The sequence below is a fragment of the Candidatus Aquicultor sp. genome (genome assembly GCA_036504445.1).
Lineage (GTDB): Bacteria > Actinomycetota > Aquicultoria > Aquicultorales > Aquicultoraceae > DASXVE01.
This window is the reverse complement of the sequence record DASXVE010000012.1, coordinates 1-13,176: the sequence shown is the minus strand read 5'-3', so window position 1 is coordinate 13,176 and position 13,176 is coordinate 1. Positions and strand designations below refer to the sequence as shown.

Sequence of the window (13,176 nt, the reverse complement as noted above, 5' to 3'; positions counted from 1 at the left end):
AGGCAATGCTCATAGGGCGACAGAGCACTTGACGAGGAGAAAAACGTAGGAACAAATATCGCTGCGTAAGATATTTCTTGGAGCATACAAGCGGCTGAATGTAGAGTAGAGAACTTCTTGCAAAGTATTTGTTACTATAAGATTGAGCCCTATTCAAACAGCACTAAGCGACGATTGAATCATTCGCTTTTTTGCTTTAACATTCTAACTCCAAGTACTGTTGCTGTGGATGAGGTAGCCCGGATGAAAATGGTTGTAGTGATAGTTAAGAGCTTCAAACTTGATTCAGTAAAAGAGGCGCTTATCAACGCTAATATTTCAGGCCTAACCGTAAAAGAAGTTACCGGTTTTGGCAGGCAGAAAGGTCACATAGAAACCTCCCGCGGGGCGTCGAGCGAAGTCCGATTTATCCCTAAAGTGAAGATCGAACTCGCCGTGCCTGACGAGCGCGTTGATGAGGTCGTCTCGATAGTAGAAACGATAGCCCACACCGGCGAGCTCGGCGACGGCAAAATCTTTGTAAATCCTCTTGAAGAAGTCGTGCGCATCAGAACCGGTGAGCGTGGTGAGGACGCACTCTAAAGTGCTAACCTACTTCGCGGCCTGATGACATTTCTGGCAGTAAGCGGCTGTGTGGCACTCATAGCAACCTCGACCGTCTTGCTGTGCCCGCGCTATATGATTCGCCCGCCAATTGCTATCATGTGAAACCGGCTTTTTCTTATGGCAATCTTTGCAGTATTTGTCCTCGTGACAATTCATGCAGTAGTCTTTATTAAACAAAGCGGCGGTTCCGTGGTTGGTGGCGGCCCATTGCTCGTTATGTGACGTGGGCTCTTTATGGCATACAGCACACCAAGTCGGCGCGGGTTCCGTGTAATCTTTATAGCGCGAGGCGATGGTTACATGCGTTACGCCCAATCCCGAGCCAAGGATTAATACGGCCGCTATTGCTATAAGGATAGTTGTGGTACGCCGAGATAATACGCTTTTCTTATCCTTAGACGGTTTCTTTGTGTGCTTCCCCGATTGCCCTTTTGTTTGATCTTTTGATTGTTTTTGACCTTTCATTGCCAACCTTTCTAGCGCTTTAATACTGTTAACCCTAAGCCTTATTTGAAGACAAAATAAAGCCTAACAAGCATTATACGAAATTCCATGCCAAGCTTACAGATTATAGGACAAAAGCGGTCTTCTTTGACGGCTACAAAGGCGCTTTAATATGATAGTATGGTGGTTGGCGTTGACATATGGTTCAATGCACGCACTAAAACTAGATGTGCTCGCGTGAGAACCCCCTGTACGCCATACGTTTTTTACATCTTGCTGCTTGGCGGTATATATAACTATGGAACCAAAGAGTAACAATCCGATTAACGGCCTCACCGAAGCCGAAGTTAGAGAACGCATGCAACGTGGCAAGGTTAACGCCGTCAAGGAGACGACGAGCCGCTCTTACGCCGAGATTATTCGTTCTAATGTCTTTACGCTGTTTAATGCGATTCTTGGTGCACTGCTTGTTGTAATCCTTCTATTTGGCTCGATCAGAGATGCTTTGTTCGGCCTTGTTCTCGTCGCTAACACGTTGATCGGCACTATACAAGAAGTGCGGGCAAAATGGACGCTCGACCGGCTCTCGCTACTTAGCGCCCCAAAAGCCCGCGTTATCCGTGATGGGAAAAGCTTTGAGATCGCCATGAGCGATGTAGTGCTCGACGATGTGCTTGAACTAAGACCGGGCGATCAGATTGTGGTTGACGGGATAGTCTTACACTCCCAAAATCTTGAGGTTGATGAATCGCTTCTTACCGGTGAATCGCTGCCGGTTACTAAAGCCCCCGGTGATACCGTGCTATCGGGAAGTTTCGTGGTTGCCGGGACCGGCTTAATCAAGGCAAACAGAGTAGGCACCGATGCGTATGCACGAAAGCTAGCGGCCGAGGCGCGTTACTTCAGCCCGGTGCGCTCGGAGCTGCAAAACGGTATTAACACTATCCTGCGCTATGTAACGTGGATAATTATTCCTACATCGCTCGTCCTGCTGGTGAGCCAACTTCAAGCGCATATATCGTTTAGCGCCGCTGTCACTGGGTCGGCCGCCGGCATTATCGGGATGATTCCTCAGGGGCTGGTTCTTCTTACCAGCGCGGCATTTGCGGTAAGCATTATATCGCTTGGACACAGGAACGTCCTGGTACAGCAGCTACCGGCGGTCGAGGTGCTGGCGAGAGTCGATGTGTTGTGCCTTGATAAGACCGGGACAATTACCGAAGGCATCCTGTCTTTTAGTCGCTTAGAGCTATTAGATAACGGCAACGATGAAGCATGCCAAGCCCTTGGCGCTTTGGCTGCAGAAGCGGCTTATCAAAATCCTACACTGGGGGCAATTGCTGCAGCCATACCGGCACCCGGGGGCTGGCAGGAGGTGGGTTCCGTCTCCTTTTCATCCGCACGGAAATGGAGCGGTGCGAGCTTTACCGGGCACGGAACCTGGCTTCTCGGAGCTCCCGAGGTGCTGCTAAGTGGTGCTAATGTAGATGAATCCGTGCTCAACCGTGTCAACGCTCTCGCCGGAACCGGTTTGCGGGTCCTCTTGCTTGCCAAAAGCAGTGAAGCTCTTGAAGATGAGAAACTGCCGGATAATATTAAGCCGGTTGCCCTCGTTGTCCTTGAAGAAAAAGTACGCCCGGATGCTGCAGCCACCCTGCGCTATTTCGATGATCAGGGTGTCGCTATAAAGATAATCTCTGGAGATAATCCCAGCACGGTCGCTACGGTAGCCTCACGAGCAGGGCTAAACAACATTGGCGAACCGGTTGATGCCCGGCAACTCCCCTCGGATATTGCAGAGCTCGCTAGGGTATTGAATGAGCGTGTGATTTTCGGCCGCGTAACCCCTCAACAGAAGCAGCAGATGGTCAAAGCGCTTCAATCTAAGGGTCACGTGGTCGGCATGACGGGAGACGGAGTAAACGACGTGCTGGCGCTCAAAGATGCGGACCTTGGGATCGCTATGGGGTCTGGCGCACCGGCAACGAAATCGGTTGCCGAGATCGTTTTGCTTGACGGCAAATTCTCGACGCTTCCCGGCGTTGTTGCCGAGGGGCGGCGCGTTATCGCAAATATCGAGCGGGTCGCCAACCTTTTCTTGACCAAAACCGTCTACGTTACGCTCATAACTATTGCTATCGCATTGTTACTTTGGCCGTTTCCGTTTCTACCGCGACAGCTTACTTTGATCGACGCGATAACCATCGGTATTCCTGCATTTGTGCTGTCATTTGCCCCGAGCAAACAACGCTACCGGCCAGGCTTTATTAACCGTGTGCTTCATTTCGCCATACCCATAGGTCTAACGGTTGGCCTTACGGCGCTTATTTCTTACACATTGGCACGATTGTCCCCTGGCCTGAGCACCGCTCAAATGCAAACCGCCGCGACGTTAACGCTTATTATTCTCGGTCTTTGGGTGCTTACGATTGTAGTGCGGCCGCTTACCTTCTGGCGGGCTATGCTGGTTGCGTCGATGGTAGCCGCGCTCGCCGTAGTGCTCATCGTTCCAGCTATCCGCACTTTCTTAGCCCTCGAGTTTCCGTCGACGCAAGTGCTGTATCAGATATCGGCCGGGATTATAGCTGCGGGCTTTCTTATGGAGGTTGAATGGCGGTTGGTAGGCGAGTGGATAAAACAGAAAAGCCCGTCTTAGATAAGTAGCTAAGAATAGTAAAGCCGTCTTGAAACAAAAAAGGGCCGCTGCCAGCGGCCCTTTGAAGCGTCCTTTGTCATGCTTATCGCACTGAATCCTAGATATCGTAGTACATATAGAACTCATACGGATGCGGGCGGAGCCTGAGTGCATCGACTTCGTTTTCCCTCTTGTATGCGATCCATGCTTTGATAACATCTTCGCTGAAGACATTGCCCTTGAGCAGGAATTGGTAATCGGCTTCGAGTGCGTCGAGCGCCTCATCAAGACTACCCGGCATTTGCGGGATCTTTGCAAGCTCTTCCGCTGGAAGCTCGTAGAGGTCTTTCTCCATCGGCTCGCCCGGATGGATACGGTTTTCGATACCGTCAAGACCGGCCATCAGCATTGCTGAAAACGCCATGTACGGGTTGCAGCTCGGGTCTGGGAAACGAATCTCAACACGTTTCGCCTTCGGTGACGGTGAGTACATCGGGATGCGGATTGACGCCGAGCGGTTTCTTGCTGAATACGCAAGGTTAACCGGTGCCTCAAAACCCGGGACCAGCCTCTTGTATGAGTTAGTGGTCGGGTTGGTGAGCGCAGCGAGTGCTTTCGCATGTTTAACAATACCGCCGATATAGAAGAGCGCCATTTCGCTGATGCCGGCGTATTCGTTTCCGGCGAAGAGCGGTTTGCCGTCTTTCCAGAGGCTCTGGTGGGTATGCATACCACTACCGTTATCACCAAAAAGCGGCTTTGGCATAAATGTTGCGGTTCTGCCGTTCATATACGCCACGTTCTTAACGATGTACTTGAAGAGCATAAGGTCATCAGCTGTTTTCAAGAGCTCGCCGAAGCGCATGTCGATCTCGCCCTGGCCCGCCGTTGCAACTTCGTGGTGCTGTGCCTCGACATAGATGCCGCATGCTTGCATAACGGTAACCATCTCAGCACGTAGATCGTCCTGGCTATCGGTCGGTGGTACCGGGAAATATCCTTCTTTGTGGCGCGGTTTGTAGCCGAGGTTCGGCTCTTCATATGCACCGGTATTCCATGTACCCTCAATGGAATCAATCTCGTAGTAGCCCTCGTGTGAGTTCTGATCGAAACGAACGTTGTCGAAGATGAAGAACTCGGCTTCAGGGCCGACGAAACAGGTGTCGGCAACGCCGGTCGACTTCATGTAATTGACCGCTTTTCTCGCTATGTAGCGCGGGTCGCGATCGTAAGGCTCTTTGGTGATCGGGTCTGCGATATCGCAGATAAGGCTCATGGTCGGATACTTTTTGAACGGATCCATCATCGCGGTATCCGGATCGGGCAGGATGATCATGTCTGAGGCATTGATTGCTTTCCATCCCCTGATGGATGAGCCGTCAATTCCAAAGCCCGCCTCAAAGCTGTCTCCGTCGAGCTCGGCAATCGGAACCACAAAATGCTGCCAAACGCCCGGCAAGTCGATGAACTTCAGGTCCACAAAGAGAACTTCGTTCTTCTTTGCGAACTCCAATACATCTTTCGGTGTTCTACTCATGCTATTCCTCCTTAAGGACTTATATACAATTCGCCCACCCCTAATACTAAAAGTAGGCGAGCGTGCACAGCGTATATTAAGGAATATACAGGTACAATGTTACGGTTATGTTACGGATATATTAATTTCTGGGGATTTTATGAAATATTACCGCTTAAACCGGTAGCCTACGTTGCGCACCGTCTCGATGAGGGATTCATGACCGCCGAGTTTAGAGCGTAAACGCCGGACGTGGACATCGACCGTGCGCGCTCCGCCATAGTAATCGTAACCCCAGATGATACTCAAGAGCTGGTCGCGCGTGTAGACACGGCCGCGGTTTGTAATGAGGCATTTAAGGAGTTCGTATTCTTTAAATGTGAGATCAAGCGGCTCGCCGTCGATCGAAACTTCGTAGCTGTCGAAGTTGACCGTCATTCCGTCAACGGTGAGTACCTTCTCGGCTAACTCATCGACTTCTTTGGTTTCATAGCCTCCGTGCTTAATAAGCGCGAGTTTGATGCGTAGTTCGAGCTCTATTGCCGTATAAGGATTAAACATAACATCGTCTACGCGCTCCAGAACGCCGCTGCTGTCGAAGTCGCCGCCATCGATAACGACAAGAACGACCTTTTTTAGATCATCGTTGCCTAGCGTTGTCAATTCGGGGTAATCGGTGACGATGATTTCGGGGCTCTCATCATTAGTGATAAGGATGCGGTATCCAAGTGTCGCCAAATCGACTAGAAGTTTTTCTTTTAATGCGAAGTTTTTGGTTTTTACAAATACTGATTTCATCTAGCCTACCTTGCCCTTTTCGGGCTTAACCGCTATCAACATAGCAGCTTCTCTAGATTTGCGATACAGTAACCCTGCGCCGCTTCAAGTAGTGGAAACTCACTACTTTGGCCTCCCCTTTGCTTGACCGTCGCACTCGGACTGTGTCGATACTGTATTGTAACAGACTCGCATATCTAGAATAAATATCGGCAACTGTTAGTAAAGCAGAAAGACCTGTTACTAGTGTGCAGCGAGCCTTTTCTCGTTATTCTAATATGTTAGCGCCACACTTTTAATATGCGTACAAGTTGCCGTACGGGCGCTTCGACACCGCTTTAATCTTGATAAACTCGCCGGCCAGTATCTCGTCTGCATTAAGACCTACGTCTTCTGCAAACTCGGTAACGTACTTTTTGATGAGCGCGCGATCTCTGTCGTCGAGCTCGAGCACCGCTACTTCTTTGCCGAGCTTGTATTGCTCGAGTTGGCCGCGTACATAGATAACACCGTTGTGCATGCCGGTGCCGAAATAGTTACCGGCAATCTCGTCTTTACCGTTGTTGCCGGTAGGTAGGCCGAGCAGTATCAAGGTGCCGCCGGCCATGTACTCGCCGAAGAAATCCCCTGCGGTTCCGCCGATAACGACAACCGGTATTTTTTCATGATATTCCTTCATGTGGATACCGACGCGGTAGCCGACATCGCCCTTGATAAAGAGCTTGCCGCCGCGCATGCCGTATCCGAGAACATCACCGGCGTCGCCGTGGATGATGATCTTGCCCTCGTTCATCGTGTTGGCCACGTGGTCCTGAGCGTTTGCATAAACATTAATCATCGGGCCGTTCATGAAAGCGCCGAGATCGGCACCCGGAATTCCCTCGACTATTATGTTAACCGGGATATCGATTGCATCGCCGATATAGCGCTGCCCGTTTACGTTAACCAGCTTGATCTCGGTCTCGCCGTTTCTTACGGCCTCGCGGATCTTCTCGTTAAGGTCGCGGTAGTGCAATCCCTTTGCATCAATTACGAATTCTTGTGTACTGACCGGCATTACGACACACCCAACCTTTCTTTGCGCAGTTCAATTGGGAAATCGATGTAGCCGAAATCATCGGCAAGCAAGCGGTCGCGCATGTCGCTGACGTCGATTTGGTCGCGGATAAGGCCGGTAACCATGCCTGCCCTTTCAACCTTGCCGGCAAATACCGCGCCGACAACCGTGCTTCCCCTCAAGACGATCTTGCGGTAGCTGTTCTCTTCCACTTTGGTGAGGACTTCGAGATCGTCCGATTCGACATTTGACAGACCGACGGTGATGACCGGCACGCCGAAGAGCTCGATTGAGTTCATCGCCAGGCCTCCGCCGAACTCGCGGTCGACACCGGCCATGTTAAAGCCGGCGATTTTGCCCTGGATGTAGGCGTTGGGCCAAATCGGCATCACGCGCACACCGCCGTTTAGATAATCGGGGCCTTCTGCGACATCGCCTGCGGCGTAGATATCTGTGAGGTTCGTGCGCATATGGTCGTCGACGATAATTCCGCGATTTGCCTCAACGCCGCTCTCCTTAGCAAAGCCCGCGTTCGGGATAACGCCGATGGCGACAACGACCGCGTCGCAGTCGAGCGCCTTGCCGCTTTTTAGTTTTACACCGTTCGCCATCCCGGCGCTGTCGCCAATGATTTCGGCAACGGTATCTTCAGTGATAATAGTGATTCCGGCTTGCTCGAGCGCCTTCTGGACGATATTGCCCGCCTCGACATCGAGAACGGTTGCCATAACGCGATTGGCCAGCTCAACGACTGTGACTTTTACACCACGATGATGCAGACTCTCCGCTGCTTTCAAGCCGATCAAACCGGCGCCGATCACGATGACGTGCTTGAGCTCGGGTACCATTGCGTCAAGCTTCTTAGCATCATCCATTTTAATAAACGTCATAACCCCGCCGAGCCCTAACCCCTTCATCGGCGGGATGAACGGGCTTCCCCCGGTCGCAATCAGCAGCTTGCTGTAGGCGACCTCTTCACCGTTGTCGAGCTTGACCGATTTCCTGGCCCGCTCGATCTCGGTGATTTTCCTGCCAAGCATCGTGGTAACGCCGTTTCGTTCGTAGAAATCGGGCGCACGATAGCCCATCATATCTTCTTTTACCTGACCGGCGAGGTACTCCGAGATAAGCGGGCGAGAATACACTGCATACGGTTCGTCGGAGATAACGGTTATGTTGATCTCTTTATCCACTTTTCGTATGGCTTCGATAGCGCCGACGGCTGCTACCGAGTTGCCGATAATAACGTAACTCATTCCTACCTACCTCTCCTCGTAAATTAGCGCCCCGTTGGGGCAAAAATCGACGCACGCGGGCGTCTCGCGGTCAGGGCATAAATCGCACTTGGCGATTTTTCTTCTCTCAAGGTCGCGCTGGGGGGCGCCGTGGGGGCACACCAGCACACACGTCCAGCAACCGACACATTTATCTACGTTGTACACTACTGCGCCGCTCTCGTCTTTGGTGAGCGCACCGGTGATGCAGCTCTCGACGCATTCCGGCTCGTCGCAATGACGGCACTGGACGGCGAATGAGACCGGGCGCAGCTCTTCGACGAGCACCCGCGCGACCGGGCGCGGCGTCTCTTTCTTGTGCGCTTTGATTATGTTCTTAGATTTGGAATGCTCGGTCCGGCAATATACTTCACACAGCCTGCAGCCGATGCATACCTCTTCTTTCGCGTAAACTCGTTTCATATCTCCTCCACCTTTTCCTATGCCATCGGCGCGCCGGCGATCTGAATCCCAAGAACGTCCATCTCTTCCTTGGATAGACCGACTGCACGCAGGTGTAGTCTGTTTCCACGCAGTGACTCGACCGCGTTGACGCCCATGCCGCCGAGCATCTCGCTGATTTCGTGCGACCAGCCTCTGACCAAATTGTAGAGGCGCTCGGCTGCGACTTCGGGGTTGAGCCGTTTCTCGAGATACGGATCTTGCGTCGCGATACCCCAGTTGCATTTGCCGGTGTAGCACTTCTGGCAAACATGGCAGCCCATCGCAACGAGCGCCGCCGTACCGAGGTACACAGCGTCCGCGCCGAGCGCGATCGCTTTGATAACGTCGGCCGAGTTTCTGAAACCGCCCGCCGCTACGACGGATGCTCTATTGCGGATGCCTTCTTCACGCAGGCGGGTGTCGACCGCCGCAATCGCGAGCTCGATGGGGATACCAACGTTGTCCCTGATCATCGTCGGTGCGGCGCCGGTGCCGCCGCGAAAGCCGTCAATTGCGATAATGTCTGCGCCGGCGCGGGCGATACCGCTTGCGATAGCCGCAACGTTATGAACCGCCGAAATCTTGACCGATATCGGTTTCGTATATTCTGTCGCCTCTTTCAAACTGTAAATCAGCTGGCTGAGGTCTTCAATCGAGTAAATGTCGTGATGCGGAGCCGGTGAAATGGCATCCGAGCCGACCGGAATCATTCGGGTAACGGAAACCCGCTCGCCGACTTTCTCGCCCGGCAAGTGACCGCCGATACCGGGCTTTGCGCCCTGGCCGATTTTGATCTCAATCGCCGCAGCGGTATCGAGATACTCGCTGTGTACGCCGAAACGACCCGACGCGACTTGGACGATCGTGTTCGGACCATACTTATATAGGCTCTTGTTCAAGCCGCCCTCGCCGGTATTCCAGAAGGTGCCGAGCTCTTTCGATGCCATCGCAAGCGCGAGCACCACGTTGTGGCTGACCGCGCCGAACGACATCGCCGAAAAGAGAATCGGCGTCTTTAGGCGAAGGGTCGGGCGCATCTCGGTTTTAAGAACCGGCTCGCCGTTTATCCACTCCACTTCGAGACTATCCGGCTTGCTGCCGAGATAGGTGCGAAGCTCCATCGGCTCGCGGAGCGGGTCGATGGACGGGTTGGTAACCTGGCTTGCGTTGAGCAGCATGTGGTCCCAGTAAATCGGATACGGCTTCGGGTTACCCATACCGGTGAGCAAAACACCGCCGGTTTCAGCCTGTTTCCAGATGTATTTCAAGGTTTCATCCGTCCAGTTGGCGTTGCCTTTTACGTCGTGGTTGTTCTTCTTTAAGGAAAGCGCCTTGGTCGGGCACAGCGTTACGCAGCGCTGGCAGCCCGCGCAGTTCTCTTCGTTGGGCGTGTAAACTTCGCCCTCTTCGTCGAATGCATGGCACTCGAACGCGCACTGGCGGACGCACACACCGCAATCGATGCATTTATCCTTGTCGCGCTCTATCGTTATCTCGGATAGCTGGTATGTTTTAAGCGCCATTTACGCCACCGTCCCCTCTAGCTGCCGTACGGCAGCGCTATCTTTTTTTACCGGGTTTTTTAGCGTACCGATAACCGGCTCGCCGGCTTTCGGGTTCCAAATCTTATCAAGTTCCGGCGAAATCTCGCGGATGGCCGCCTCCTCGCTTGCGACATAGAGCATGTCGTCTTTGCGCGCGGCAATCATCGGGCGAAGCTTCACGCGGTCTGCCAGGGCAATCATGCCGTTGGTGTGGCCGACGATAAACGCGAACGGCCCGTTCAGCAAGATGCCGCCGTAAACCACTCGGAGCGCCTCGTAGACGTCGGCTGCCGGGTCGCCTTTTTCTTTCATGCGGTCGATCTCGTCCCAAAACGGGGCCGAGAGAACCTTGCAGGCAACTTCAACCGGCAGTTTATGTTTTCTCAAGAGAAGGTCGAACGCATAGGCGCCGACTTCGGTGTCGGTGAGCATCGTGCACTTGTAGCCGAAGCTCTCAAGGTAGCGCTTGTTGATGCCGTAGGACGAAATCTCGCCGTTGTGGACGAGCGCCCAGTCCAAAATGGTAAACGGGTGCGCGCCGCCCCACCAGCCGGGTGTGTTGGTCGGGAACCTGCCGTGACCGATCCACGTGTACGCTTCGTACTCGTCGAGACGGTAGAACCGGCCGACATCCTCAGGGTAACCAACAGCTTTGAACGCGCCCATATTCTTGCCCGACGAGAAGATAAACGCGCCCGGGATAATCGTATTGATGCGCATGACCGACTCGATGACAAAGTCTTCCTCATCGGTACAACCGTCGAGCTTGCTTGGTTTTGGTAGCACGAAGTAGCGCCAGAGGAGCGGAGCTTTGCCGACCCCGGGAACCTTCTTTGTAGGGATTTCTTCTTCGGTTTCGACATGGAACCACTCGCCGAGCAGCTCTTCCGCCTGGCTCTGTGCGTAGACATCATCATACATGATGTGGAACGCATAATAATCCTTTTTATCCGGGTAGATGCCGTATGCGGCAAAACCGCCGCCAAGGCCGTTCGAGCGATCGTGCAGGATTTCCATCGAGCGGATGATTGCTTCACCGCTCATGAGCCTGCCGTCCTCGCTCATCATGCCGGCCAAACCGCATCCGGAAATGTTTCTGCGATGTATCCGACCTTTCACACTTACCTCCTAAATTTACTCGTAAACGGCGATGTGCCAACGATATGCTTAAGCTAGCTGCGCTATCGCGATAAAGTCAGGTCGCCATTATTGCCAGTAATAAAAAACGCCAATATCCGATGTGGATATTGGCGCCATTGCCATAGTATTTAACTGTTTATTTATTATATTAAGATTGTGTTACGGTGTCAAATTTCAAACTAGACGCTCTCCACGCAAAGATACCTCACGGATGAAGCTGGCGATTATTAGTTGTTAGGCTGATAACGCACCCTTAATTTCGGTTTTTGGGCTTGAGCAACCGACTAAGACAGCACACATTGATAAGGCAATTAAAGAACTTAGTAATAGTTTTTTCACACCAGTATCCTTTCATGTTATTAAAACATCTTATCGCGTCCTACTGTTCCTTCCATTGGTTGCATTTTGTGGGATTTGCCCATAACCCGAGCCCCCGTTGACCCCGTAGGAGTTATAACTAAAAGTTGTGGATTGGCTTTTTAAGCAAAAAAGCGTACCCTTCCTTTTGAGACCAATCAAACGAAAGGAGCACGCTTTTATGTTGCATCTTACAACGAATGGATCTGATTGGCTAGAGGAAAAGAGCTTAGCAGAGATGACGCTGGATGAACTCGCACGGGAGGGCGCAAAACGAATGATCAAAGAAGCCATGAAGCTGGAGGTCGCCGAATACATCGAAGCCCTCAAGCACTTGCGCGATAGCCAAGGATGTGCGCTCGTAGTGCGAAACGGTTGCGGCAGGCCCCGTAAGGTAACAGTTGGCTCCGGTACCATAGAAGTATCGGCGCCCAGGGTGAATGACCGCAGGGAGGGCAAGAAGTTTACAAGCTCAATCCTGCCGCCGTATATGCGCCGATCCCCAAAAGTCACCGAACTGCTCCCCCTTCTCTATCTTAAGGGGCTTTCAACCGGGGACTTTACCGAGGCACTGGGCTCTCTACTTGGCGAAGATGCCGCCGGGCTCTCAGCCACCAGTATCACCAGGCTTAAAAGTATCTGGACTGAGGAGTACCGTGAGTTTAAGAAACGCGATCTCTCTGAGAAAGACTACGTCTACATCTGGGCGGACGGCGTTCACCTCTCAATTCGCTTAGATGATGAGAGGCTGTGCTTGCTTGTTATCATCGGGGTTGCCCTCGACGGCAAAAAAGAAGTCATCGCAATAGAGGACGGCTACCGCGAATCGAAGGAATCCTGGGCAAGTCTGCTTCGCGATCTTTCCCGTCACGGGATGAAACCACCGGTCTTGGCTACCGGCGACGGGGCCTTAGGGTTCTGGACGGCCATGCGCGATATATGGCCCGAAACTAAAGAGGAGCGCTGCTGGGTGCACAAAATCGCAAACGTACTCGACAAGCTCCCCAAAGGATTACAGCCAAAGGCCAAAGCAGCACTTCACGAGATGATGTATGCGCCGACCAAGGATTACTGCCTGCATGAGATGGGGCTTTTTGAGCAAGACTATGGGACAAAATATCCTAAGGCGGTCGAGTGCCTTCTCAAGGACGTGGATACGCTCACCACGCACTTTGAGTTTCCCGGTGAGCACTGGGTGCATATCCGCACCACCAACCCGATCGAGTCGACCTTTGCCACAGTGAAGCTAAGAACGAGAGTCACCAAAGGAGCCGGCTCCCGAGAGGCCGGGCTTACTATGGCGTTTAAGTTGCTCGAATCTGCCGAGAAGCGATGGTACCGTATTAGGGCACCGCATTTGGTCGCAAAAGTACGGGAGGGCG

General features: G+C 52.6%; 11 protein-coding genes. 3 read left to right on the top strand and 8 right to left on the bottom strand.

Annotation, left to right across the window (positions count from 1 at the left end; genetic code table 11):
- Positions 1 to 243: 243 nt before the first annotated feature.
- Positions 244 to 582, top strand: coding sequence for a P-II family nitrogen regulator (locus VGK02_01995; GenBank protein HEY3373817.1), 339 nt, complete (start codon positions 244 to 246; stop codon positions 580 to 582).
- Positions 583 to 591: 9 nt separating this feature from the next.
- Here the strand turns inward: VGK02_01995 and VGK02_01990 are convergent, their stop codons facing one another.
- Complete coding sequence (locus VGK02_01990) at positions 592 to 1,071, bottom strand: hypothetical protein (GenBank protein HEY3373816.1); 480 nt, start codon at positions 1,069 to 1,071, stop codon at positions 592 to 594.
- Between the two features lie 277 nt (positions 1,072 to 1,348).
- Between VGK02_01990 and VGK02_01985 the strand changes: the two genes are divergently transcribed.
- On the top strand, positions 1,349 to 3,706 hold the full coding sequence (locus VGK02_01985) for an HAD-IC family P-type ATPase (protein HEY3373815.1): 2,358 nt from the start codon (positions 1,349 to 1,351) through the stop codon (positions 3,704 to 3,706).
- Between the two features lie 97 nt (positions 3,707 to 3,803).
- Here the strand turns inward: VGK02_01985 and glnA are convergent, their stop codons facing one another.
- From glnA to VGK02_01950, 7 genes are all read right to left on the bottom strand, one after another.
- Positions 3,804 to 5,222 carry a type I glutamate--ammonia ligase gene (gene glnA, locus VGK02_01980; protein ID HEY3373814.1) on the bottom strand — a complete coding sequence of 473 codons (1,419 nt, stop codon included), beginning with the start codon at positions 5,220 to 5,222 and terminating at the stop codon, positions 3,804 to 3,806.
- 147 nt (positions 5,223 to 5,369) lie between these two features.
- Positions 5,370 to 5,999 carry a response regulator transcription factor gene (locus VGK02_01975; protein ID HEY3373813.1) on the bottom strand — a complete coding sequence of 210 codons (630 nt, stop codon included), beginning with the start codon at positions 5,997 to 5,999 and terminating at the stop codon, positions 5,370 to 5,372.
- Positions 6,000 to 6,273: 274 nt separating this feature from the next.
- Entirely contained in the window at positions 6,274 to 7,035 is a 762-nt protein-coding gene (locus VGK02_01970) for a hypothetical protein (GenBank protein ID HEY3373812.1), read from the bottom strand.
- Complete coding sequence (locus tag VGK02_01965) at positions 7,035 to 8,291, bottom strand: FAD-dependent oxidoreductase (GenBank protein ID HEY3373811.1); 1,257 nt, start codon at positions 8,289 to 8,291, stop codon at positions 7,035 to 7,037. The genes VGK02_01970 and VGK02_01965 overlap by 1 nt, the downstream gene beginning before the upstream one ends.
- 6 nt (positions 8,292 to 8,297) lie before the next feature.
- Positions 8,298 to 8,732: a 4Fe-4S dicluster domain-containing protein gene (locus VGK02_01960; GenBank protein HEY3373810.1), complete on the bottom strand. Its 435-nt coding sequence runs from the start codon at positions 8,730 to 8,732 to the stop codon at positions 8,298 to 8,300.
- A gap of 17 nt (positions 8,733 to 8,749) precedes the next feature.
- On the bottom strand, positions 8,750 to 10,276 hold the full coding sequence (locus tag VGK02_01955) for a glutamate synthase-related protein (GenBank protein ID HEY3373809.1): 1,527 nt from the start codon (positions 10,274 to 10,276) through the stop codon (positions 8,750 to 8,752).
- The gene (locus tag VGK02_01950) at positions 10,277 to 11,416 is read right to left on the bottom strand and encodes a glutamine amidotransferase family protein (protein HEY3373808.1); all 1,140 of its coding nucleotides are present in this window, start codon (positions 11,414 to 11,416) and stop codon (positions 10,277 to 10,279) included. It lies immediately after the preceding gene.
- 559 nt (positions 11,417 to 11,975) lie between these two features.
- Between VGK02_01950 and VGK02_01945 the strand changes: the two genes are divergently transcribed.
- A partial coding sequence (locus tag VGK02_01945) for an IS256 family transposase (protein HEY3373807.1) occupies positions 11,976 to 13,176 on the top strand: 1,201 nt, incomplete at its 3' end.

What these genes read in the sequence shown, in the direction of transcription:
- VGK02_01995 (HEY3373817.1), top strand. Translation starts at nt 244, where the DNA reads ATGAAAATGGTTGTAGTGATAGTTAAGAGCTTCAAACTTGATTCAGTA.
- VGK02_01990 (HEY3373816.1), bottom strand. Translation starts at nt 1,071, where the DNA reads ATGAAAGGTCAAAAACAATCAAAAGATCAAACAAAAGGGCAATCGGGG.
- VGK02_01985 (HEY3373815.1), top strand. Translation starts at nt 1,349, where the DNA reads ATGGAACCAAAGAGTAACAATCCGATTAACGGCCTCACCGAAGCCGAA.
- glnA (HEY3373814.1), bottom strand. Translation starts at nt 5,222, where the DNA reads ATGAGTAGAACACCGAAAGATGTATTGGAGTTCGCAAAGAAGAACGAA.
- VGK02_01975 (HEY3373813.1), bottom strand. Translation starts at nt 5,999, where the DNA reads ATGAAATCAGTATTTGTAAAAACCAAAAACTTCGCATTAAAAGAAAAA.
- VGK02_01970 (HEY3373812.1), bottom strand. Translation starts at nt 7,035, where the DNA reads ATGCCGGTCAGTACACAAGAATTCGTAATTGATGCAAAGGGATTGCAC.
- VGK02_01965 (HEY3373811.1), bottom strand. Translation starts at nt 8,291, where the DNA reads ATGAGTTACGTTATTATCGGCAACTCGGTAGCAGCCGTCGGCGCTATC.
- VGK02_01960 (HEY3373810.1), bottom strand. Translation starts at nt 8,732, where the DNA reads ATGAAACGAGTTTACGCGAAAGAAGAGGTATGCATCGGCTGCAGGCTG.
- VGK02_01955 (HEY3373809.1), bottom strand. Translation starts at nt 10,276, where the DNA reads ATGGCGCTTAAAACATACCAGCTATCCGAGATAACGATAGAGCGCGAC.